This window comes from Sphingomonas jejuensis, assembly GCF_011927695.1.
Taxonomy (GTDB): domain Bacteria; phylum Pseudomonadota; class Alphaproteobacteria; order Sphingomonadales; family Sphingomonadaceae; genus Sphingomonas_K; species Sphingomonas_K jejuensis.
The window spans coordinates 511,135-532,050 of the sequence record NZ_JAATJE010000002.1; the positions used below are offsets into that span (position 1 = coordinate 511,135).

Genomic DNA, 20,916 nt, shown 5'->3' on the forward strand with positions numbered 1-20,916 from the left:
TTTCGGTCAAGACAGAAGGGGTCGTCCGGAAGGGCGGCCCCTTTTTCTTTGCCCGCGCTACCGCGTCCGGAACGCTTCCGCCGCGATCCAGTCCGCCACGCGCTCCCCATTGGGCATGCCGGGCGTGACGATGTCGAAATGGTTGGCATTGTCCGGCGCCAGCGTGCGCACCGGATCCCCGGCCGCGCGGGCCGCCTCCACATAGCCGGTCATGAAGGGCGCGAGCTCCGCAAGCACGAGCAGTTGCGGAAGGCCCAGCGGCAGATGGTCGGACGGCGACGCGATCCGGTATTCGGCCGGACGCTCCGCCGGTGTGCCGCCCATCAGCGGGACGATCACGGGCCGGCCGCAGACCTGCGCGTCGGCGCCGACCAGCGGGGCGAGCGTGCCCGGCCCGTCGATCGCCACCACGGAGCGGAGGTGCGGGCTTGCCGGCCCGGGCGTCCAGGGCGCCGGCAGCCGGTGGCGCGATGCCGCCCATAGCGCGAGGTGGGCGCCGGCCGAGTGGCCGACCACGGTGACGCGGGCAAGGTCGAGCGGATGGCGGGTGGCGAGCGTCGCCAGGTGGTCGACGCCGGCCGCGATGTCCTGGAACGTGCCGGGCCAGCCGCCGCCGGCGTTCCCCACGCGGCGATAGTCGATGTCCCAGGTGGCGACGCCGCGGCGGCGCAGCATCTCCGACAGGCCGGGCATCGCGCTGTGATCGGATATGGCCGTGTTCCAGCAGCCGCCGTGGATGACGATGGCGACGGGAAAGGGCCCGTTGCCGGGCGGAAGCCTCAGCTCGCCCGACTGGATCTGCTCAGCGCCGTAGCGGACCGTCTCCGTGGGCGGCGGCAGCGCTTCGGAGCGCCGCTCCATTGTCGACAGCGGCGTGGGCGCGCTGTCCTGAGCCGCAGCGATCGACGGACCGGCCGCGCACAGCGCCACCGAAAGCAGAACCACCGTGCCGCGCATGTCGCCTCTCCCCCGAGCAGCCACCATGCGGACGATGCCTGAGCGCGAGAGGCGATGATAGGATGTCGGCGACCTCAGTCGGTCCAGCGGTTGCCTTCCTGGACGGGCGTCTTCGGCGCGGTGGAGGTGCGGGGCGGATGATCGTCCTTTCGCCGGCTGCCACCGCGTCCGTAGAGAAGCGCCGCGGCCAGGGCAGCGGAGCCGATCCCCAGGCCCACGCCGATGCCGGCCGCGGTCAGCGCCTTCCTGCGCTGCGCGTCCTGGTCGCGCTTGCTGTTGTCCTCCGCCATCCGGTCCTCCTCCTGTTGCGGGCGTGCTTCGGCCGCCTTAAGCGCGCCAGAGTAGCGCCGAACACAACGGAACGTCCAATGGCCGAGATCGACGACCTTCACGACAGCCTGATCGCCGCGGTGGCAGACGCCGCGGACCTGCCGGCGCTGGAAGGCGTGCGGGTCGGCGCGCTCGGAAAACAGGGAAGCGTCTCCGCGCTCCTGAAGACGCTTGGCGGCATGACGCCGGAGCAGCGCCAGACGGAGGGTCCGCGCATCAACGGATTGCGCGAGGCGGTGTCGGCGGCGATCGCCGCGCGCAAGGCCGCGCTGGAGCAGGCGGCGCTCGACCAGCGGCTCGCGTCCGAGCGCATCGACCTGTCGCTGCCGGCGCCGGACGCGCCGGCGGGAAGCGTCCATCCGGTGTCCCAGGTGATGGACGAGCTTGCCGAGATCTTCGCCGACCTCGGCTTTTCGGTCGCGACCGGCCCGGAGATCGAGGACGACTGGCACAATTTCACCGCGCTCAACATTCCCGAGAGCCATCCGGCCCGGGCGATGCACGACACCTTCTATTTCGGGGACGACACCGCCCGCGACGGCCGGCGCATGCTGCTGCGGACGCACACATCGCCGGTGCAGATCCGCACCATGACGTCAAAGGCGCCGCCGATCCGCATCATCGCGCCCGGCCGCACCTACCGGTCCGACAGCGATGCGACGCACACGCCGATGTTCCACCAGGTCGAAGGGCTGGTGATCGACCGCGGCATCCACATGGGCCATCTGAAGTGGACGCTGGAGACGTTCGTGCGCGCCTTTTTCGAGCGCGACGACATCGTGCTGCGGATGCGGCCGAGCTATTTCCCGTTCACCGAGCCGTCCGCCGAGGTCGACGTCGGCTACACGCTCGACAAGGGGCGCCGGGTGATCGGCGGTGCGATGCCGGACGGCTGGATGGAGATTCTGGGATCCGGCATGGTCCACCCGAAGGTGATCGCCGCGTGCGGGCTCGACCCGGACGAGTGGCAGGGCTTTGCCTTCGGGTGCGGCATCGACCGGCTGGCAATGCTCAAATACGGCATGGACGACCTTCGCGCCTTCTTCGACGGCGACCTGCGCTGGCTGCGGCACTACGGCTTTGCCGCCCTTGACGTTCCCACGCTGTCCGGCGGAGTTTCGGCATGAAGTTCACCCTGTCCTGGCTGAAGGACCACCTCGACACGGACGCGTCGCCGGAGGCGATTGCCGAGACGCTGACGCGGATCGGGCTCGAGGTGGAGGGCGTCGAGAACCCGGCCGAAGCGCTGAAGCCGTTCCGCATCGCCCGCGTGCTCACCGCCGCACCGCATCCGCAGGCCGACAAGCTGCAGCTTCTGTCGGTGGACGCGGGATCGGGACCGCAGCAGGTCGTTTGCGGGGCGCCCAACGCGCGCGCCGGCCTGGTCGGCGTGTTCGGGGCGCCTGGCGCCTATGTGCCGGGGCTGGACGTCACGCTGAAGGTGGCATCGATCCGCGGCGTGGAGAGCCGGGGCATGATGTGCTCGTCACGCGAGCTGGAGCTGGGCGACGACCATAGCGGTATCATCGAACTTCCCGAGGATGCGCCGATCGGTGCGGTCTACGCCGAATGGGCGAAGCTGGACGATGTCGTGTTCGACATTTCCGTCACACCCAACCGGCAGGACTGCATGGGCGTGCGCGGCATCGCGCGCGACCTGGCGGCGGCCGGCATCGGCACGCTGAAGCCGATCGCCGTGCCGACGGTTCCGGCCGCCTTCCCGTGCCCCGTCGAGATCCGCACGGAGGATCCGGAGGGCTGCCCCGCCTTCCACGGCCGGGTCATTCGCGGGGTGCGGAACGGATCGTCGCCCGACTGGATGCAGCGGCGGCTGAAGGCGGTCGGGCAGCGGCCGATCTCCACCATCGTCGATATCACCAACTATCTGATGATCGACCAAGGCCGGCCGAGCCACGCCTATGACCTGGCCAAGCTCCACGGTGCCGTCGTGGCGCGGCGCGCGCGGAGCGGAGAGACCGTCGAGGTGCTGAACGGCCGCAGCTACACGCTGACGCCGGACATGACAGTGATCGCGGACGATGTGGAGGTCCATGACGTCGCCGGCATCATGGGCGGCGCGCATTCGGGCGTGGAGGACGGCACCACCGATCTGCTGCTGGAGGTCGCGTTCTTCGACCCCGAGCGGATCGCGCGAACGGGACAGGCGCTTGGGCTGACCAGCGATGCGCGCAGCCGGTTCGAGCGCGGCGTCGATCCGGCCTTCCTTGAGGATGGGCTTGCGCTGCTGAGCGCGCTGATCCTGGAGCATTGTGGCGGTACGGCATCTGAGGTCGTGCGTGCGGGTGACGCGCCCGTGCCGCAGAAGCGCATCTCCTACGATCCGGCGCTGGCGGCGCGGCTGGGCGGCGTGTCGGTCCCCACGGACGAGCAGCGCGCGATCCTGGAGCGGCTGGGCTTTGCGGTGGAGCCGGACGGAGAGCGGCTGACCGTGATCCCGCCGTCATGGCGCCGTGACGTCGACGGAGCCGCCGACATCGTCGAGGAGGTCGTGCGGATGGTGGGCCTGGATGCGGTGCAGTCCGTACCCCTGACCCGCGACCCCGGCGTGGCCAAGCCGACGGCAACCGCCGAGCAGCTGGTGGAACGCCGCGTCCGCCGTGCCGCGGCCGCCCGGGGGCTGCACGAGGCGGTGACGTGGAGCTTCCTGAGCGAGGCCGAGGCCGACGCATTCGGCGGTGGCGCCTGGACGCTGGCCAACCCGATCAGCGAGGACCTGAAGGTCATGCGCCCGTCGTTGCTGCCGGGCCTGCTGTCCGCGGCACGGCGCAACGCCGATCGTGGTGCGGCGCAGATCAGGCTGTTCGAGGTCGGCCGCCGCTACCTGGCGGATGCCGAGCGGCCGACGGTCGGCTTCGTGCTTGGAGGCGACCGCACGTCACGCAGCTGGGCGACCGGCAAAGCGCAGGGGTTCGATGCCTTCGATGCCAAGGCGGAGGCGATCGCGCTGCTCGGCGCCGCCGGAGCGCCGGTCGAGAACCTGCAGCTGATGGGCGAAGCTTCCGCTTCCTACCATCCCGGCCGCTCGGCCACGCTGCGGCTGGGACCGAAGACGATCCTGGCGGAGTTCGGCGTGCTCCATCCCGCGCTTGCCAAGACGCTCGACCTGCCGGCCGACATGGTCGCGGGCGAGGTGTTCCTGGATGCGCTGCCGGGCCGGCGCGATCGCGGCCCGAGCCGCACGAAGCCGACCTTCGCGCCGCCGGCGTTGCAGGCGGTGACGCGCGATTTCGCCTTTCTGCTGCCGGACGGGATCAGCGCGGATCAGCTGGTGCGGGCCATCAAGGGCGCGGACAAGGCGCTGATCACGGGCGCGCGGGTGTTCGACCTGTTCACCGGCCACGGCGTGCCGAAGGATCACCGGTCGGTCGCGGTGGAGGTAACGCTGCAGCCGAGCGAGCGGAGCTTTGACGAGGCCGCGCTGGCCGGCGTCAGCGACAAGGTGGTGGCGGCGGCCGGCAAGCTGGGGGCCACGCTTCGTGGCTGACCGGGTTCGGATCGCCAGCGATGCCTTGTCGGCGGAGATCGATCCTTTCGGGGCGGAGCTGCAGAGGCTGACAACCGCGGCAGGCGAGGAGCTGCTGTGGGACGGCGACCCGGCCTTCTGGACCGGGCGAGCCCCGCTGCTGTTCCCCATCGTCGGCGCGCTGAAGAACGGCGCATATCGGCTGGACGGCGAGAGCTACACGCTTCCGAAACACGGGTTTGCGCGGACCAGCGCCTTTGCGCTGATCGAGCAGCAGGCCGACAGTGCGACCTTCCGGCTGGCAGACAGTGCCGAGACGCGGGCGCATTATCCGTTCACCTTCACGCTCGACATGGCGTTTGCGCTCTCGGGCGCCGAGCTCAGCATGAGGGCGACGATCAGCAATCGCGGTCTGGCCCCGATGCCGTTCTCCTTCGGCTTTCACCCGGCGTTCCGCTGGCCGCTGCCCGGGACCGGTGCCAAAACCGACCACCGCATCCTGTTCGCCGCGGAAGAGCCTTCGGCGATCCGTGGCGTCAGCCCGGACGGTTTGCTCACCGGATCGCTGCCGAGTCCGGTGAACGGACGGGAGATCGCGCTGCGAGATGCGCTCTTCGCGCATGACGCGTTGGTGTGGGACGACCTGACGAGCCGAAGCCTGCGTTTCGAAGGCGCAGGCGGCGTCGCGCTCGACATCACATTCCCCGACACGCCGATGCTGGGGCTGTGGATGAAGCCGGGCGCCGGTTATCTGTGCATCGAACCGTGGCAGGGGCATGCCGACCCGGAGGATGCGACCAGCGACCTGCGCGCAAAACCGGGGATCGTGGAAGTCGCGCCGGGCGACTTCCGCCGCTTCCGCATGACGGTCGCGCTGGGCTGAGGCGGGCCTAGCCGACCCAGTCGCGTCGGAGCGGCTTCACCGCGAGGAGGCCGAGCAGCGCGGCGACGACATAGGCGGAGAGCGCGATGATCGTCGCGTAAAGGAGCGAGTCGTCGCCGTAGCGGGCCGCAAGCCCGTCCGACATGGCACCCATGGCCCAGCTTCCGACGCCCAACCCGATGAGGTTGTTGATGAACAGGAAGCAGGCCGACGCGGTCGCGCGCATCGGCGGCGGCACGAGGTGCTGCACCGCGGTGATCAGCGGCCCCAGCCACAGGATGTTGAGGCCGTGCGGCAGCAGGAGGAACAGCCATGCGACAGTCGCATTGGGCGCGTAGAGGCCGGCGGCGAACAGGGGCGCGGTGAGCAGCCAGGCAATCGCCGGCAGGCGCGCATACCAGCCACGGTCGCGCGATCCCAGCCGGTCGGCGAGCACGCCGCCGGCGAGGACGCCCGCGATCCCGCCAATCAGCAACAGCGAGCCGACGAACATCGAGGTTTCGATCAGGTTGAAGCCGAACGAGCGGATCAGCACGGACGGCACCCAGAAGGCCAGGCCATAACCGCACATCGAGCTGAACGCGGCGGCGAAGCCCATCAGCCAGAAGCTGCGCTTGCGCGCCAGCATCGGGAACACGGTGGATACGCGGATCCGGTCGGCCGCAGCGGGCGCGGCGTCCATCATCCCGCGGCCGGGTTCGCGGACAACCAAGCGGAAGATGGGGGCCAGCACCACCCCGGCCAGACCCACGGTGACGAAGGCCTCCCGCCACCCGAACTCTTGCGCGATGTAGCCGCCCAAGAGGGCGCCGAACGCCAGCCCGACCGGCACGCCCAGCGAATAAATGGCGAGTGCGCGGGCGCGCTTTTCGGGCGGGTAGTAGTCCGCGATCATCGCATAGGAGGGGGCGACGCCGCCCGCCTCGCCCACGCCCACGCCCAGCCGGAACAGGAACAGCTGCCAGAAACCCGTGGCGATGCCGCAGAGTGCTGTGAACCCGCTCCATACGGTCAGGGAGATGGTGATGACCCAGCTTCGGCTCGTGCGGTCGGCCACCAGCGCGAGCGGGATGGCGAGTGTCGAATAAAGAAGGGCAAAGGCGATGCCGCCAAGCGCGCCGAGCTGCGTGTCCGTCAGCTGCAGCTCCGTCTTGATCGGCTGCGCAAGGATGCCGAGGATCTGCCGATCCAGGAAGTTGAAGGTGTAGACCAGCAGCAGCATGCCGAGCACCAGCCGCCGATAGCCGGGGGTCGGGACCACTGGCCCGGGTCCGCGCGTCGCCATGATTGCCTCTCCCGTTCCTTCTTATGCCACCGTCATCCCAGCCGGGATGACGGCTGGCAAGCGGTCAGAAGCGGGCGCCCAGCGTCACGAACACCTGGCGCGGGTTGCCGTAGAAGGCGGTCACCGTGCCTTCGCGGCCCAGGCTGGGGACGATCGTGCCGGCCGGCGTGATGGTCGGCTGTCCGGTCACCGCATTGGCCGCAGCGAACTGATAACCGGAGGTGATGTAGCGCTCGTCCAGGATGTTCTTGGCGTGGAGCCCGACCGAGAAGCGATCGTCCATGAAACGGTAGACGAGATTTGCGTCCCATAGCGCGTAGCCGGGCTGATCAAGGAACGGGCTGGGCGTTTCGAACTGCGAGGTCTCGCTGCGGTAGGAGACGGTGGTGGACGCGTCGACCGAGCCGCTGCCGATCGGCGCGGTGGCACCCAGCGTGCCTGACAGCGTCCAGTCCGGCGTGTTCTGGATGCGGCGGAAATCGGACACGTCGACGCCGGTGTTGCCGATGAACTCGTCATATTGCGCGTCGATGTAGCCGAGCGTGCCGCCAAGCGTGATCTGCGATCCCGGGCCCGCGAAGCCGCGCAGCAGCCGGGCGTTCGCCTCCGCCTCGATGCCCTTGAAGGTGGCCGAGGCGGCATTGGTGGTGACGCCGGCGAACCCTTCGAAGATGCCGTCGCCATTGGCATCGACGCCGACCGATCCCGGCACCTGCACGTCCGTATAGTCGGCGTAGAAGCCGGTGAGGCCGAAGGTCAGCGCGCGATCGAACAGCGATCCCTTGATCCCGACCTCGTAGCTGTCGACCGTCTCGGGCTCGAACAGGAAGAAGTCGTAGATCTCGTCATACTGGATGCCGGGCGTGCCGTTGTTGTTCGGCGCGATGTTGGCGGAGCCGCGCGGGTCGAAGCCGCCGCCCTTGAAGCCTTGCGAATAGGATGCGTAGACGAGGAGGTCGGCCGTGGGCTTCAGCTGCACGGAGGCCCGCGGCGTGAACTTCTCGAACTCCGCCTCGCCGCGGAAGTTGGTGATCGGCGCGCCCAGGTTGACGCCGTTGCCGCCGAACTGCGGCGACGCACCGCCAAGGCGGTTGGCCTTGAAGATGGTCGAGGTGCGGTTGTCGCGCGTGTAGCGGCCGCCGACCGACACGCCGAGCCAATCGGTGAGGTCGTAGGTGAAGTCGCCGAAGAAGGACCAGGTGTCCGTCTGGACGTTGCCGGTGGTGAGCTGCCCGAAGCCGCCCGCAAGCGGGATCCCGATCAGCGGGCCGGTGGTCGCCAGGATCACGTCGAACGCGGTCGAGGCCTCCGCATCGAGATAATAGAATCCAACGAGACCGTTCAGCCGGTCGGAGGCGTAGAGCAGCTGGAATTCCTGGCTGACCTGCTCGTTGCGGTAGACGGCGGGGACGTCAACGTCGACGGTGGGCAGCGCGTCGAAGTCGATCGGGGTGAAGCTGCGATCCTGGCGCCACGCGCTGATCGAGCGGAAGGTCAAGGCGTCGCTCAGCTCGGCCGTGATCGACATGGACAGGCCGCCCGCCTCCACATCGTTGCGCGGGCTGTTGAGGCCGGCGCGGGTGTCATATTCGTCTTCCAGCACGGGCGCGCCCGTCAGCAGCGACGGAATGAGACGGTGGCCGTTGCGCGCATTCGACTGATCGTCGGTGTAGTCGCCCGACAGGCGGATGAAGAGGCGGCTGTCCGGCGTTTCGAACTCAAGGGTGCCGCGACCGGCCCATATGTCCTTGTTGTAGTTCTCGATCCCGAGATTGATGTTGTCGCCGAAGCCGCCGCGCGACAGCCGCGCGACCGAGCCGCCGATGCGGAACATGTCACCGATGGGTGCCGACACGGAGATGACGCCGTCGGCCTGATCGTAGCTGCCATAGGTGGCGCGCACGCGGACCTCGAAATCGGACGGCAGGCGGCGGGTGACGTACTTGATTGCACCGCCGATGGTGTTGCGGCCGTAAAGCGTGCCCTGCGGTCCGCGCAGCACCTCGATCCGCTCCACGTCATAGATGTCGAGCACGGCGGCCTGCGGCCGGTTGAGGTAGACGTCGTCAAGGTAGATGCCGACGCCGGCCTCGAACCCCGGCACCGGATCCTGCTGACCGACGCCGCGGATGAAGGCGGTGAGGGTCGAGTTGGTGCCGCGGGAGTTCTCCAGCGTGGCGTTCGGCGTGATGTTGGCAAGGTCGGTGATGTCGATCGATCCGGCCGCCTCCAGCTGGTCCCCAGTGAACGCGCTGATCGCGATCGGCACGTCCAGCAGGTTTTCCGCCCGGCGCCGCGCGGTGACGATGATGTCGTCGGTGACCGGCGCTTCCTCGGCCACGGCCTCCCCGGCGGCAGCGGCGGAGGCCTCCGCCTGATCGCCCGTCTGCGCGACGGCGGGAAGCGCAAGCGCGGCAAGCGAGACGCCAAGCGCCAATCGAACGGATGCAGTCAGCCTCATCGATCCCATCCTCCCTCGGGCGGCGACCTGTTGCCGGTCTTGCCGCGTCGTTCGATGGTCTGCATACTGAAACCTGAACCGGGATTCAACTTCGGTGTTGCGGGAGGACGATGTGGCGATGGACGAGGCGGTGAGCGCCACCGCAGGAGCACGGGTGCCGCGGACCGAGCGCGGCCGCCGTACGCTGCGCCTGATCCTTGACGCTGCCGCCGCCGAGTTCGGGGAGCGGGGGTTTCACGAGGCCGGCATCAGCCGCATCACGCAGCGCGCCGGGGTCGCGCTTGGCACCTTCTACACCTACTTCGATTCCAAGGAGGCGGTGTTCACGGCGCTGGTGCGCGACATGTCGATGCAGGTCCGGGACCATGTGGCGCCCCGGCTGAGCGGCACGGCGGACGCCATCGCCGCCGAGGGCGCCGGCCTTGAGGCGTTCATCGGTTTCGCCCGCGCCCACAAGGAGATCTACCGCATCATCGACGAGGCCGAGTTCGTCGACCAGGCGAGCTTCCGCACCCATTATCAAAGCACGGTCGACCGGATCGTGACGCGATTGAGGCGCGGAGCCGCACGCGGCGAGGTCCGCGAGGATATCGGCGAGGTGCACGGCTGGGCGATCGTCGGCATGAACGTGTTCCTGGGCCTTCGCTATGGCGTGTGGAACGAGGACGGTGCGCCTGAGGAAATCGCCGGCACCGTCAACGCGATGCTGCGCGACGGGCTGAAACCCTGAGGACCGCCGCCGGGATCAGCGCCGGATCAGGAACACCGCATGTTCGGCGCGGAAGTTGGCGGCGGCCGCACTGGTCGGACGATCCCGGTTGAGGAACCATGCTCGTTCGACGGTGATCCGACGGTCGGCGAGATAGGCGCGGAAATCGTCCACCGTGACATGGTGGATGTTGGGCGTTTCGTACCATTGCAGCGGCAGCAGCCGCGTCACCGGCATGCGCCCGCCCCACAACAGCGACAGGCGGACGCGCCAGTGCGCGAAGTTGGGAAAGGACACGAACGCGCGGGGCGCGAGGCGCAGCAGCTCGGCAAGGACGAGGTGCGGGTGCCGGGTCGTCTGAAGCGTCTGGCTGAGGATCGCCACTTCGAACGCGTCGTCCGGGTAATCGGCGAGATCGACGTCCGCGTCCCCCTGCACCACCGACAGGCCACGGGCCACGGCGGCGGCGACGTTCGCGCCGTCGATCTCAAGCCCGCGGGCATCGACCTGCCGGTGCGCGACGAGCGACGCCATGAGGTCGCCGGTGCCGCAACCGACATCGAGCACCCGTGCCGCCACGGGCACATGGTTGCTGATGATCTCCAGGTCGGCCCGAAGATCCTGAGGACCGGCAGGCGTCATGACGCCAAGAACCCGGCGACCACGCGGTCGAGCTCCGGCACGTCGAGCAGAAAGGCATCATGGCCGAACGGGCTCGACAGCTCCACGAAGCTTGCCGCCGCACCCGCCGCATGGAGCGCCTTCACCACAGCGCGCGACTCAGCGGTCGGGTAGAGCCAGTCCGTGTCGAAGCTGACCAAGCAGAAGCGGGTCCGTGAGCCGCGGAAGGCATCGGCGATCCGGCCGCCATGCTCCTCCCCGAGATCGAAATAATCCATCGCCCGGGTGATGTAGAGATAGGCATTGGCGTCGAAGCGATCGACGAAGCTGATGCCCTGGTGCCGGAGGTAGCTTTCCACTTGGAAATCGGCATCGAAGCCGAAGCTCTTGGCGCCGGTCGCGCCATCCGGCCGGTTCTGCAGGCGCCGGCCGAACTTCTCGGTCAGCCCGGCTTCCGACACATAGGTGATGTGGGCGGCCATCCGCGCCACGGCGAGGCCGGCGGCGGGGGGCGGACCGTCATAATAGTCGCCCCCGCGCCAGTTGGGATCGGCCATGATCGCCTGTCGGCCGACCTCGTGGAAGGCAATGGGTTGAGCGGCATGGCGGGCCGCCGACGCGATCACCACCGCCCGCTCGACCCGGTCCGGAAAGGCCGCAGCCCAGGCAAGGACCTGCATGCCGCCCATCGATCCGCCGACGACGGCGTGGAGCCGGCCGACGCCCAGGTGATCGAGCAGCAGCGCCTGCACCCGCACCATGTCGCGGATGGTGACCACGGGGAAGCGCATGGCGTATCGGCAGCCGCTTGCCGGGTCGACGCTCGCCGGCCCCGACGTGCCCATGCAGCTGCCCAGCACATTGGCGCACACGACGAAATGGCGGCTGGTGTCGATCGGTAGACCCGGGCCGACCATCCGCGACCACCAGCCCGGCTTGCCCGTGCGAGGATGGGGCGAGGCGACATGCTGATCGCCCGTCAGCGCATGGCAGATCAGGATGGTCGGGTGACGCGGATCGCCATGCGTCGAATAGCCGACATCCACGGTGCCGAGCACCGCTCCGCTGTCGACGACGAAGGGCCCGGGAAGCGTGACATGGCGGGCGGGCCCGAAGCGGCTGTCCTCTGGCATCCTGCCGGGGCCTTGCGTGCCGCCGCGTGCTTGTCAATCGGCGCGCCCGCGCGATAGAGCCGCGCCATGACCACCATCCCCCGTCCCAAGGACTGGGTCATGGGCATCAACGCCTATGTCCCCGGCAAGGCCGCCACGGCGAGCGGCGGTCCCGTTGCCAAGCTGTCATCCAACGAGAACCCGCTGGGCCAGAGCGCGGCCGCGCGCGACGCCTTTGCCGCGCGTGCGGCCGGGCTCGACCGTTACCCGGATGCGGCCGCAACCGCGCTGCGCGAGGCGATCGCCGCGCCGCTCGGCCTCGATCCCGCCCGCGTCATCCACGGCGCCGGATCGGACGAGGTGCTGAACATGGCGGTCGGCGCCTATGCCGGTCCGGGCGACGAGGTGATCCACGTCCGCTACGGCTTCGCCATGTACGAGATCGCGACGCGGCGCGTCGGCGCCACGCCCGTGGTGGTGCCGGACAAGGATTACGGCACGGACGTCGACGCCATCCTGGCCGCGGTGACCGACCGGACCACGCTTGTCTTCGTTGCCAATCCCAACAACCCGACCGGCACCTATGTCGCGCGGGACGAGATCGCGCGGCTGCATGCCGGGCTGCGGCCGGATATCATGCTGGTCATCGATCAGGCCTATGCCGAGTATCTGGCGCCGGAGGAGGATGACGGCGCGCTGGAGCTTGCGAAGACCGCCGACAACGTGATCGTCACGCGGACATTTTCCAAGATCTACGGCCTGGCGGGGGAGCGGATCGGCTGGGGTTATGGCCCGGCAGCGGCGATCGACGCGATGCACCGCATCCGCGGGCCCTTCAACGTGACGACGGCAGGGCAGTCGGCGGCGATCGCCGCGGTCGCCGACACCGCGTTCGTGGAAGCGAGCCGCGCGCATAATGATCGTTGGCTCGCGTGGCTGACCGCCGAGATCGAGGCGCTGGGCAATGCCGGGCTGCGCGCCGTTCCGTCGCGCGGCAATTTCCTGCTTGTGCTGTTCGAGGGTCGCCTGAGCGCCGAGGCGGCCTACCACGGGTTGATGGATGCCGGCTTCATCGTGCGGTGGCTGCCCGGGCAGGGGCTGGGCAACGGGCTGCGCATCACCATCGGCACCGAAGACGAGCTGCGGGGATTGATGGCGGCACTGCGCACGCTGATCGACGACGCGGGCTGATGCTGCCCTTTCAGCGCGTCACGATCATCGGCCTGGGGCTGATCGGATCGTCGATCGCGCGCGCGGTCCGGCGCCACATGCCGACGGTGCGCCTGTCGGGCTATGACGCCGATCCCGACGTTCGGGAGGCGGCCCGAGCGCTCGACCTGTGCGACGACGTTACCGACCAGCCCGGAACGGCGGTGATCGATGCCGACCTCGTCATCCTGTGCGTGCCCGTGGGCGCGGTCGGGGCGGCGGCGGCGGCGCTGGCAGAGGACCTGCCGGCCGAAGCGATCGTGACCGATGTCGGATCGTCCAAGTCCGGTGTCGCGCGCGCGCTGGCCGATGCGCTTCCCCGTCATGCGGTGGTGCCGGCGCATCCCGTTGCCGGCACGGAGCAGAGCGGGCCAGCCGCCGGCATCGCCACCCTGTTCCACCAGCGATGGTGCATCCTGACCCCCGCCGCCATGACGCCGCCCGTCGCGGTGGCGCGGGTGGCGGCCTTCTGGGAAGGGTTGGGCGCGGAGATCGCGACCATGGATGCGGAGCGGCACGACCTCGTGCTCGCCGTGACCAGCCACCTGCCGCACCTGATCGCCTACACCATCGTGGGCACGGCGTCCGACATGGAGCGGGTCACCTCCGGCGAGGTGATCAAATATTCGGCGGGCGGCTTTCGCGACTTCACGCGGATCGCGGCGTCCGACCCCATCATGTGGCGCGACGTGTTCCTCGCCAACCGCGATGCGGTGCTGGACGTGCTGGACCGGTTCTCAGCCGACCTCGCCGGGCTGCGCGCGGCGATCGAGCGCGGTGACGGCGACACGCTGCAGGCGCTGTTCACCCGCACCCGCGCCATTCGCCGCGGCATCGTGGAGCAGGGCCAGGACGATGCGCGACCCGATTTCGGTCGCCGGCACGACTAGGCGCGGGCGGGCGCGTCCTCCAGTGCGTTGATCGCGGCATGGGTGCGCGCCTCCACCTCCGCGCGCGACAGGCCCGGCGGGATCGGCGCGCCGACGCGGAAGGTGACGATGCCCGGCCGCTTGGCAAAGCCGCTGCGCGGCCACAGCCGGCCGCTGTCGAGCGCGACCGGCACCACCGGCACCTGCAGCATGCGGTAGAGCCCGGCAAAGCCGGGCTTCAGCGGCGGCCGCTCGCCCAGCGGGACGCGCGTACCCTCCGGGAAGATCAGGATCGGCCGGCCGTCGGCCAACGCCCGGCGCGCCGCCGCCGTCATGGTCCGCATGGCCGCGGGCCCGGCCTCCCGCGAGATGGGGATGCTGCCATGCGCGCGCACGGCCGCGCCGAAGAAGGGGATGTCGGCAAGCTCTCGCTTCATGACCACGGCCGGGCGGTCCAGCAGCACCAGCACCTCCAGCGTTTCGAACATGGCCTGGTGCTTCATGGCGACGATCACCGGGCCTGACGGCATGACGCCGTCGACCTGCGCCCGGATGCCGAGCAGCCGGGCAGCGACCCGGCGGTGGAAGCGGCCCCAGCCTTCGACATGGGAGGGGATGCGGGCCGGCGCGATCCGCGCCAGAACAACCGCCCACAGCACTGCCACCACCGACCCGGTGTAGAAGACGAGCGTGTAGCCCAGCGCGCGCAACCCGTTCACCATCCGACCACCGCCGCCCCGCGCCGCAAAAGATATTTGTTGTATTCGTTGTTGAGCACCCGAAGGCTCGGTTCGGTTCGCACGGCATCCTCGCTCAACGCAACGCCGCCGGGCAGCGCGCGCGTGATCTCGAACGCGGCGCGCCGCATGTGCCAGTCGCTCGTCACCAGTCGGACGGTGCGGTAGCGTTGCCGGCCCACCCATGCGGCGACCTCGTCCCCGTTCGAGCGGGTGTCCACCGCCTCGTGCCCCAGATCCACGCAGCAGTCGAACAGCCGCTGCGGACGGCCGGTGCGCACCGCCAGCTCTTGCGGCCGCACCGCGATGCCTACGCCCGAGATGAGCATGCGGTCGGCTGCACCGTCCTCCAAAAGGTCGAGCCCGCGTTCGATCCGCCCGGCGCCGCCGGTCAGCACGACGATGCCGTCGGTCCGGTCGGGCGACAACGGCCGCGGCAGGCTGGTCGCGAAGGCGGCAAAGCCCAGCAGGTAAAGGGTGACGAGGATGGCGCCCACTCGCAGCATGTCAGAGCATCCGCCGCAACACGCGCAGGATGGTCATGCGCGCGGACACCGTGGCGACGAGGGCGGCAGCCAGCGGCACCGTCAGGAGAAGGGCAAAACCGGATCCTGAAGACACCGTCGTGCCGAGCAGGTCGGATCGGACCGCGACCACCAGCCGCCCGAGCATCAGCAGCACCGCCACGCCTGCCAGAAAGCCCGCCACCCCGCCCAGCAGCGCATCAAGCGCAAAGCGGCGTTCGAACAGCCGCGCGATCTGCCGGTCGGTGGCACCGAGGAGATGGAGTACCTCCACCGTGCCGCGGTGCGTGTCGAGCGCTCCACGCGCGGCGAGCACCACGGTGGCGGCGGTGGCGATCCCGATCAGCAGCACCAACGCGCCGGCCAGCCCGGACAGGGCGGAGACGAGCCTGTTCACCGGTCCAAGCCAGCGGGCATGTTCGTCGATGAGAGCGGAGGGTGCGACCGGGCGCAGCGCCCGACGAAGGGTGGGAACGCCGCCATCAGCCAGCTCAACATCGATGAGGGCGGGGAGCGGCAGATCGTTGCCAAGCGTGCCAAGCCAAGGCTGGACGAGCGACGCGACCTCGCTGTCCGGCACGCGGGCGACAGAGAGCGCCTGCGGGAGACGCCGGACGACGGCCTCCGCCGCCGCAGCTTCCGCCGCGCGGACGGCCGGATCGGCCGCGACGATCTGGATCGTCACCCTGCCTGCCATCTGCCGGTCGAGAGCGGAGGAGGTCCCGGCAAGACCGAGCCCGGCGGCCCCCGCCAGAACGCTCAGGAAGACCATGATTGCGATCAGCGCAGCCATCGGCCCGGCGATACGCGGCTGCGGCAGCGGGCCCGCGCGGCCGAGCAGCCGGGCGACGATCCGGTCCAGCGGCCGAGGGATCATGCCCGCACCCGCGGCGGATGGCGGAGCGCGCCTACCGGATCCGAGACACGGCCGCGCGCCAGCCTGAGCGTGCGCGCACGCGGAACATGACCCATGAGGTGGAGGTCGTGGGTGGCGATCAGTACGGTCGTGCCGAGCGCATTCAGCCCGTCGAACAGGTGCAGCAGCCGGTTTGCCATTTCCGGGTCGACATTGCCGGTCGGCTCGTCCGCGATCAGCAGTTCGGGCCGGGCGATTACCGCCCGCGCGATGGCGACGCGCTGCTGCTCTCCACCGGAGAGCGTCGCCGGGCGCGCCGCCGCGCGATCGGTGAGCCCGACCCAATCGAGCATCTCGTGGACGGACGCGGCAACGGCGTCGTCGTCCATTCCGGCCAGGCGGAGCGGAAGCGCGACATTGTCGAAAGCGCTGAGGTGCGGAACCAGTCGGAAATCCTGGAACACGACGCCGATCCGCCGCCGGAGGGCCGGCAGTTCCGCGCGCGGCATCGTCACCACATCCTCGCCGAACAGGCGGATCACGCCCCGGCTGGGGCGCTGGGCGACGTACAGCAGCTTCAGCATCGAGGTCTTGCCGGCGCCCGAGGGGCCGGTGAGGAAATAAAAGCCGCCGGCCTCGAGCGAGAGGCTGAGATCGGACAATGTTTCTCCGCCCGCGCCGTAACGAAGGCCGACATTCTCGAACTGGACGATGTCTGCCAACAGCCTGCCGCCACCTGCGCCTGATCCGGTTGCTTTCGCAAACCCGCACCCGCCCGTAAAGCCGCCGAGGGGCGCCCTCTTGCGTGGAGGGAACGAAGGGTGCTTAGACTCCGACTTGGCCTAAGGAGGGGGCTCCGTCGATGATCCTGAAGTGCCCGGCCTGCGCCACCCGTTATGTCGTGCCGGACAGCGCCGTCGGCGTATCCGGACGCACGGTTCGCTGCGCGGCATGCCGGCACAGCTGGTTCCAGGAACCCGCCGAGGTCGATCCAGCGACCCTGGCCCAAGCGGCCGTCGCGCCGGATCCTGTGCCGACGTCCGAACCCGACCCGGTCGTGGATGACACCGGGTCCAGCGCGCAAGGCGACAGTGCATCCGCGCAAACCTTCGCGCCGCCCCCGGCCCGCCGGCCGCGACGCAATCCGGCACGACGCTGGACGATCGCGGCAGCCGCGGCTGCCCTGCTGATGGTGGCCGCGATCGTCGGGCTTGCCTGGTTCGGCTCGCCGGGCACCCTCGCCCGGCTCGGCCTGCCCGTCGGCGATGCGAGCGAGGCCCTGCTGATCGACTTGCCGCAGGAGCCGCTGCGGCGTGAGCTGCAGAGCGGGAACGAACTGTTCGCCCTGACCGGTCGGGTCACCAACCCGACCGACGTCGAGCAGCGCATCCCTGACATCGTCGCCGAGCTTCGCGACTCCCAGGGGCGCGTGATCTATGGCTGGACGATCGCGCCGCCGGTTCGCACGCTCGCCCCCGGCGCCAATGTCGAGTTCCGGTCGTCCAAGGTGGACGTCCCGGCGGGCGCCGAGGAGCTGAGCCTGACCTTCTCCGGCGATCAGGCGAGCTGAACGCCGCCGTCCTCCGGCGTGAAGGCAAACAGTGCCGTCTTAATCGCCGGCGGTGCCAGGGGCTTGAACCAGCTGGTGTCCTGGATGTGGCTGGCGGTCACGTAGAGCGTGCCGTCTGGCCCTTCCGACATCGTGTCCGGCCAGCGCAGGCGCTTGTCCTGCACCACCGGCTCCGTTCCCTTGCCGGACCAGCGGGTGACCGCATTGTCGGTCGGCGAGGTAATGTGGAGCACGCCCGTGCGACTGATCCACAGGCCGTCGGCGACATGGGTGGTGCCCACTTCCTCCACGGCCTTCTCGATCTCGGCGGGATCGGTTTTCCTGGTCAGCTTCTCCGTCGGCACCTTGTAGAGCGTCTTGCCGGTCAGCGCCTGCCAATAGAGCGTCTCCCCATCGCGCGAGAGCGCGATACCATCGGCGGCGAAGGCCGGCTGGCGCTTGTCGGGCCGGCGCAGCGGGTGCCCGTCGACGGTGACGACCACGCCCGGCTCGACCTGCGTCGACTTGTGCCCGTCGAGCGCACGAAAGCCTTCCCCGGAAACAAGATCGATGACGATGATCGCGCCGCGCGTGCCGCTGTCGGTGATGTAGGCGGTGTTGCCATCGGGCGAGAAGCGCACGTCGTTCAGGTAGGTGCCCTGGAGCGCGACATCGCCGGCAACGGGAATGACGCGCTTCACGCTGTTGGTGGCGAGATCGACCTGGACGAGCTTGGGCCCGCCTTCGAGGATCTTCTCGTTGCCGGGCGCCGCCGGATCGAGCACCCACAGGCTCCCTCGGCCGTCCGCCACCACCGACTGAACGCACACGAAGTGGCGTTCCACCGACATTTCGGCCTGCTTCTCGTTGCGCCAGCTGTTCCAGGCCTCGTCCGGATAGGGCTTGAGAGTCCCGTCCTTCAGCACCTCGGCCACCGACACCGGCGCGTCTTCGGTCCAGCGCGGGAAATTCACGAAGATGCGGCCGTCCTCCGACACGGTGACGCCTGTCACCTGATGATCAAAGGTCGCCACCTGACGCAGCGCCTTGTCGCGGCCCGCCCGCGCAACCGCGATCGCCGCGGCCGCGCTGATGCCGACGGCGGCTGCCGCCACGCCGATCGCCGTCTTCTGTCCGTCCTTCATGATGGTGTCTCGCCCGCAATCGTCCATGTCCTTCATGCCAAGCGTCTCCGGGCGGCGGGTGTTCCGTCCCGGTCACATGACAATCTGAGATGACGGATCGGCGACACGCGAAGCAGTTGCGGCGGTCGCGGTGCTTTGCTAGGGGCAGCCGCCTACCCGTCGCCGGGCCCGTCCCGGTGCATCATCACGTGCGGTCGTGGCGGAACTGGTAGACGCGCAACGTTGAGGTCGTTGTGGCCGAAAGGCCGTGGAAGTTCGAGTCTTCTCGACCGCACCAGATGATCAGGCGGCTCCCTCCCCGCCGACCCGGATCACGAGCTTGCCCCGTATGGTGCCGCCTTCCATCCGGCGCGCGGCGGCTGCAACATCGGCGAGCGCGAAGCTTTCCTGCACATGCGGGATGACAACGCCATCCTCGATCATCGCCGCGATCTTCAGGAGGTCCACGCCCTTCGGATCGACAATGAAGTCGACGCCGCGACGCCCGTCATCTCCCTGCCCGGCCTGCGGCTTCGGCGGCGTCAGCGTCGACACGATGATGCCCCCGGGCGCGAGCACGTCCCAGCTGCGCTGCTGCGTGTCACCGCCGATCAGATCAAGCACCACATCGACGTTTGCCGCGTCGTCCTCAAACCTCTGCGCGCGGTGATCGATCACGTGGTCGGCGCCCAGTGAGCGGACAAACTCAACCCCGTCGCCCGACGCCGTCGCGAACACCTCCGCGCCGAGCGCCTTTGCGATCTGAACCGCGAAATGGCCGACCCCGCCGGATCCGCCGTGGATCAGCACGCGCTGACCGGCAGCCACACCGCCATGATCGACAAGCCCCTGCCATGCGGTAAGCCCGGCGAGCGGAACGGCGGCCGCCTCTTCATCGCTCAGCCGGTCGGGCACCGCCGCCATCTCCGTTGCGCGAAGAACGGCATAGTCCGCCCAGGCGCCGCGATCGAAGCCGATCATGGCAAACAGCCGCTGGCCTTCGGAGAGCATGTTGTGGGCGCGGGTGCCCAGCGCCTCGATACGCCCGCAAAGGTCGCGGCCCATCGCGACGGGCAGGTCCGCTTCCTTCTTGAAGCGGCCGCCGGACGTCCGGATCTTCGTGTCGACGGGGTTCAGGCTGGCGGCGGTCACGCGCACCAGCACCTCGTCATCAACCGGCTGCGGCATCTCGACGTCCTCGACCCGGAGAACGTCGGCGTCGCCGAAGCGGTGAATGCGGACGGCTTTCATCAGGAACCTCCCATGGCTTGGCCGTCCAACGCCCCGGGCGCGCCCTGGATGCGGCGGGGCCGGACTTTCGTTGCCCGACCCCGCCCGCCGGTCAGGCCTTCGACAGATGCGCGGAGATGTGCTTGTTCATCTCGAACATCGTCGCCGACTTCTTGCCGAAGATCTTCTCCAGCTTGGCGTCGGCGTTGATCGTGCGCTTGTCCTTGTCGTCCTGCAGATTGTGCTTCTTGATGTAATCCCACGTCTTCTTGACGACTTCCGACCGCGGCAGCGGATCGTTGCCGACGATCTCGGCGAGGTCCTTTGATGGCTGCACCGGCTGCTGCAGCGCATTGCCCCGGGCGGAAGCCCCCTTGTCCGCAGTCGCCTTGGACGGTGCCTTCGCCATGATCTTCGTCTCCTTGTCGTGGTGGCGGTGCGCTGCCCGCCAGAGGTTGAGCGATGGTGCCGCTCGCTTGCCCGTGCCGCACCATCCCCTATAAGCGGAGCATCAGTGAGAGCGTCTGTCAAAGGGACATCGATGAAGCCAGCCACGTTAACCTTCTCCGCGTTGGCGGCGGCGATGCTTCTTGGCGGCTGCGGCGGCAGCGAGCGGCCGCGGGCGGACCTCGCCGCGTCGCAGGTGACCGCCATCGGCGTGAACGCCTATCTGTGGCGGGCGTCGCTCGACACGCTTTCGTTCATGCCGCTGCTGCAGACCGACAGCGCGGGCGGCGTGATCGTGACCGACTGGTATGTGAACCCGCAGACCCCGTCGGAGCGGGTCAAGGTCACCGTGACGATCCTTGACCAGGATCTGCGCGCGGATGCGCTGCGCGTCGCTGCACAGCGCCAGACCGCGCAGGGTGCGAACTGGATCGACACGCCGGTCCAGGCCGCGACGGTGCAGAAGCTGGAAGAGATCATCCTGACCAAGGCCCGCGACCTGCGCCGCGCCGCCGTTTCCGGCTGATCC

The 20,916-nt window shown here is 69.2% G+C and carries 21 protein-coding genes and 1 tRNA gene; 9 read left to right on the forward strand and 13 right to left on the reverse strand.

What is annotated here, in order from left to right; genetic code table 11:
* Window positions 1-57 precede the first annotated feature (57 nt).
* Both GGR88_RS12100 and GGR88_RS12105 read right to left on the reverse strand, forming a co-directional pair.
* The gene (locus tag GGR88_RS12100; RefSeq protein WP_167955349.1) at window positions 58-957 is read right to left on the reverse strand and encodes an alpha/beta hydrolase family protein; all 900 of its coding nucleotides are present in this window, start codon (window positions 955-957) and stop codon (window positions 58-60) included.
* Window positions 958-1,031: 74 nt separating this feature from the next.
* The gene (locus tag GGR88_RS12105; RefSeq protein ID WP_167954485.1) at window positions 1,032-1,247 is read right to left on the reverse strand and encodes an isopropylmalate isomerase; all 216 of its coding nucleotides are present in this window, start codon (window positions 1,245-1,247) and stop codon (window positions 1,032-1,034) included.
* Between the two features lie 78 nt (window positions 1,248-1,325).
* On the opposite strand from GGR88_RS12105, the gene pheS reads away from it, so the two are divergent.
* The 3 genes from pheS to GGR88_RS12120 are packed head-to-tail and all read left to right on the forward strand — an operon-like array spanning window position 1,326 to window position 5,654.
* Window positions 1,326-2,414 (forward strand): phenylalanine--tRNA ligase subunit alpha, encoded by a 1,089-nt coding sequence (gene pheS / locus GGR88_RS12110; protein ID WP_167955351.1) that lies wholly within the window; start codon window positions 1,326-1,328, stop codon window positions 2,412-2,414.
* A complete protein-coding gene (gene pheT / locus GGR88_RS12115; protein ID WP_167955353.1) occupies window positions 2,411-4,792 on the forward strand; it encodes a phenylalanine--tRNA ligase subunit beta in 2,382 nt (793 codons plus the stop codon). Before pheS ends, pheT begins: the two co-directional genes overlap by 4 nt.
* Entirely contained in the window at window positions 4,785-5,654 is an 870-nt protein-coding gene (locus tag GGR88_RS12120) for an aldose epimerase family protein (protein WP_167955355.1), read from the forward strand. Before pheT ends, GGR88_RS12120 begins: the two co-directional genes overlap by 8 nt.
* Before the next feature lie 7 nt (window positions 5,655-5,661).
* Here GGR88_RS12120 and GGR88_RS12125 read toward each other — a convergent pair whose 3' ends face one another.
* On the reverse strand, window positions 5,662-6,939 hold the full coding sequence (locus GGR88_RS12125; RefSeq protein ID WP_167955357.1) for a spinster family MFS transporter: 1,278 nt from the start codon (window positions 6,937-6,939) through the stop codon (window positions 5,662-5,664).
* 64 nt (window positions 6,940-7,003) lie between these two features.
* On the reverse strand, window positions 7,004-9,400 hold the full coding sequence (locus GGR88_RS12130; RefSeq protein ID WP_167955359.1) for a TonB-dependent receptor: 2,397 nt from the start codon (window positions 9,398-9,400) through the stop codon (window positions 7,004-7,006).
* A 118-nt stretch (window positions 9,401-9,518) separates the two neighbouring features.
* Here GGR88_RS12130 and GGR88_RS12135 point away from each other — a divergent pair, with 118 nt between their 5' ends.
* Entirely contained in the window at window positions 9,519-10,130 is a 612-nt protein-coding gene (locus tag GGR88_RS12135) for a TetR/AcrR family transcriptional regulator (protein WP_167955361.1), read from the forward strand.
* Between the two features lie 15 nt (window positions 10,131-10,145).
* On the opposite strand, the gene metW is transcribed toward GGR88_RS12135, so the two are convergent.
* Both metW and metX read right to left on the reverse strand, forming a co-directional pair.
* Window positions 10,146-10,751, reverse strand: a complete 606-nt coding sequence (metW, locus tag GGR88_RS12140; RefSeq protein WP_167955363.1) for a methionine biosynthesis protein MetW — start codon at window positions 10,749-10,751, stop codon at window positions 10,146-10,148.
* The gene (gene metX / locus GGR88_RS12145) at window positions 10,748-11,863 is read right to left on the reverse strand and encodes a homoserine O-acetyltransferase MetX (protein ID WP_167955365.1); all 1,116 of its coding nucleotides are present in this window, start codon (window positions 11,861-11,863) and stop codon (window positions 10,748-10,750) included. The genes metW and metX overlap by 4 nt, the downstream gene beginning before the upstream one ends.
* Window positions 11,864-11,929: 66 nt before the next feature.
* On the opposite strand from metX, the gene hisC reads away from it, so the two are divergent.
* Together hisC and GGR88_RS12155 are read left to right on the forward strand one after the other, a co-directional pair.
* Complete coding sequence (gene hisC, locus GGR88_RS12150) at window positions 11,930-13,033, forward strand: histidinol-phosphate transaminase (RefSeq protein ID WP_167955367.1); 1,104 nt, start codon at window positions 11,930-11,932, stop codon at window positions 13,031-13,033.
* Window positions 13,033-13,941, forward strand: coding sequence for a prephenate/arogenate dehydrogenase family protein (locus tag GGR88_RS12155; protein ID WP_167955369.1), 909 nt, complete (start codon window positions 13,033-13,035; stop codon window positions 13,939-13,941). The genes hisC and GGR88_RS12155 overlap by 1 nt, the downstream gene beginning before the upstream one ends.
* On the opposite strand, the gene GGR88_RS12160 is transcribed toward GGR88_RS12155, so the two are convergent.
* From GGR88_RS12160 to ftsE, 4 genes are read right to left on the reverse strand one after another with little or no spacing between them, the layout of a single operon-like run.
* Window positions 13,938-14,642, reverse strand: coding sequence for a lysophospholipid acyltransferase family protein (locus GGR88_RS12160; RefSeq protein ID WP_167955372.1), 705 nt, complete (start codon window positions 14,640-14,642; stop codon window positions 13,938-13,940). The genes GGR88_RS12155 and GGR88_RS12160 overlap by 4 nt on opposite strands.
* On the reverse strand, window positions 14,636-15,163 hold the full coding sequence (locus tag GGR88_RS12165) for a YdcF family protein (protein WP_167955374.1): 528 nt from the start codon (window positions 15,161-15,163) through the stop codon (window positions 14,636-14,638). The genes GGR88_RS12160 and GGR88_RS12165 overlap by 7 nt, the downstream gene beginning before the upstream one ends.
* A gap of 1 nt (window position 15,164) precedes the next feature.
* Complete coding sequence (locus GGR88_RS12170; protein ID WP_167955376.1) at window positions 15,165-16,058, reverse strand: cell division protein FtsX; 894 nt, start codon at window positions 16,056-16,058, stop codon at window positions 15,165-15,167.
* A complete protein-coding gene (gene ftsE, locus GGR88_RS12175) occupies window positions 16,055-16,759 on the reverse strand; it encodes a cell division ATP-binding protein FtsE (RefSeq protein WP_167955378.1) in 705 nt (234 codons plus the stop codon). The genes GGR88_RS12170 and ftsE overlap by 4 nt, the downstream gene beginning before the upstream one ends.
* A gap of 140 nt (window positions 16,760-16,899) precedes the next feature.
* Between ftsE and GGR88_RS12180 the strand changes: the two genes are divergently transcribed.
* Window positions 16,900-17,607, forward strand: a complete 708-nt coding sequence (locus GGR88_RS12180; protein WP_167955380.1) for an MJ0042-type zinc finger domain-containing protein — start codon at window positions 16,900-16,902, stop codon at window positions 17,605-17,607.
* Here the strand turns inward: GGR88_RS12180 and GGR88_RS12185 are convergent.
* A complete protein-coding gene (locus GGR88_RS12185) occupies window positions 17,595-18,767 on the reverse strand; it encodes an L-dopachrome tautomerase-related protein (protein ID WP_167955382.1) in 1,173 nt (390 codons plus the stop codon). The genes GGR88_RS12180 and GGR88_RS12185 overlap by 13 nt on opposite strands.
* A gap of 154 nt (window positions 18,768-18,921) precedes the next feature.
* Between GGR88_RS12185 and GGR88_RS12190 the strand changes: the two genes are divergently transcribed.
* Window positions 18,922-19,008: transfer RNA gene (locus tag GGR88_RS12190), tRNA-Leu, on the forward strand.
* Between the two features lie 5 nt (window positions 19,009-19,013).
* On the opposite strand, the gene GGR88_RS12195 is transcribed toward GGR88_RS12190, so the two are convergent.
* Window positions 19,014-19,961, reverse strand: a complete 948-nt coding sequence (locus GGR88_RS12195) for an NADP-dependent oxidoreductase (protein ID WP_167955384.1) — start codon at window positions 19,959-19,961, stop codon at window positions 19,014-19,016.
* Window positions 19,962-20,052: 91 nt separating this feature from the next.
* Window positions 20,053-20,349 carry an SWIB/MDM2 domain-containing protein gene (locus GGR88_RS12200; RefSeq protein ID WP_167955386.1) on the reverse strand — a complete coding sequence of 99 codons (297 nt, stop codon included), beginning with the start codon at window positions 20,347-20,349 and terminating at the stop codon, window positions 20,053-20,055.
* A 132-nt stretch (window positions 20,350-20,481) separates the two neighbouring features.
* Here GGR88_RS12200 and GGR88_RS12205 point away from each other — a divergent pair, with 132 nt between their 5' ends.
* Window positions 20,482-20,913: a DUF3576 domain-containing protein gene (locus tag GGR88_RS12205; RefSeq protein WP_167955388.1), complete on the forward strand. Its 432-nt coding sequence runs from the start codon at window positions 20,482-20,484 to the stop codon at window positions 20,911-20,913.
* Window positions 20,914-20,916 lie beyond the last annotated feature (3 nt).

What these genes read in the sequence shown, in the direction of transcription:
- GGR88_RS12100 (WP_167955349.1), bottom strand. Translation starts at nt 957, where the DNA reads ATGCGCGGCACGGTGGTTCTGCTTTCGGTGGCGCTGTGCGCGGCCGGT.
- GGR88_RS12105 (WP_167954485.1), bottom strand. Translation starts at nt 1,247, where the DNA reads ATGGCGGAGGACAACAGCAAGCGCGACCAGGACGCGCAGCGCAGGAAG.
- pheS (WP_167955351.1), top strand. Translation starts at nt 1,326, where the DNA reads ATGGCCGAGATCGACGACCTTCACGACAGCCTGATCGCCGCGGTGGCA.
- pheT (WP_167955353.1), top strand. Translation starts at nt 2,411, where the DNA reads ATGAAGTTCACCCTGTCCTGGCTGAAGGACCACCTCGACACGGACGCG.
- GGR88_RS12125 (WP_167955357.1), bottom strand. Translation starts at nt 6,939, where the DNA reads ATGGCGACGCGCGGACCCGGGCCAGTGGTCCCGACCCCCGGCTATCGG.
- GGR88_RS12130 (WP_167955359.1), bottom strand. Translation starts at nt 9,400, where the DNA reads ATGAGGCTGACTGCATCCGTTCGATTGGCGCTTGGCGTCTCGCTTGCC.
- GGR88_RS12135 (WP_167955361.1), top strand. Translation starts at nt 9,519, where the DNA reads ATGGACGAGGCGGTGAGCGCCACCGCAGGAGCACGGGTGCCGCGGACC.
- metW (WP_167955363.1), bottom strand. Translation starts at nt 10,751, where the DNA reads ATGACGCCTGCCGGTCCTCAGGATCTTCGGGCCGACCTGGAGATCATC.
- metX (WP_167955365.1), bottom strand. Translation starts at nt 11,863, where the DNA reads ATGCCAGAGGACAGCCGCTTCGGGCCCGCCCGCCATGTCACGCTTCCC.
- hisC (WP_167955367.1), top strand. Translation starts at nt 11,930, where the DNA reads ATGACCACCATCCCCCGTCCCAAGGACTGGGTCATGGGCATCAACGCC.
- GGR88_RS12155 (WP_167955369.1), top strand. Translation starts at nt 13,033, where the DNA reads ATGCTGCCCTTTCAGCGCGTCACGATCATCGGCCTGGGGCTGATCGGA.
- GGR88_RS12160 (WP_167955372.1), bottom strand. Translation starts at nt 14,642, where the DNA reads ATGGTGAACGGGTTGCGCGCGCTGGGCTACACGCTCGTCTTCTACACC.
- GGR88_RS12165 (WP_167955374.1), bottom strand. Translation starts at nt 15,163, where the DNA reads ATGCTGCGAGTGGGCGCCATCCTCGTCACCCTTTACCTGCTGGGCTTT.
- GGR88_RS12170 (WP_167955376.1), bottom strand. Translation starts at nt 16,058, where the DNA reads ATGATCCCTCGGCCGCTGGACCGGATCGTCGCCCGGCTGCTCGGCCGC.
- GGR88_RS12180 (WP_167955380.1), top strand. Translation starts at nt 16,900, where the DNA reads ATGATCCTGAAGTGCCCGGCCTGCGCCACCCGTTATGTCGTGCCGGAC.
- GGR88_RS12185 (WP_167955382.1), bottom strand. Translation starts at nt 18,767, where the DNA reads ATGAAGGACATGGACGATTGCGGGCGAGACACCATCATGAAGGACGGA.
- GGR88_RS12195 (WP_167955384.1), bottom strand. Translation starts at nt 19,961, where the DNA reads ATGAAAGCCGTCCGCATTCACCGCTTCGGCGACGCCGACGTTCTCCGG.
- GGR88_RS12200 (WP_167955386.1), bottom strand. Translation starts at nt 20,349, where the DNA reads ATGGCGAAGGCACCGTCCAAGGCGACTGCGGACAAGGGGGCTTCCGCC.
- GGR88_RS12205 (WP_167955388.1), top strand. Translation starts at nt 20,482, where the DNA reads ATGAAGCCAGCCACGTTAACCTTCTCCGCGTTGGCGGCGGCGATGCTT.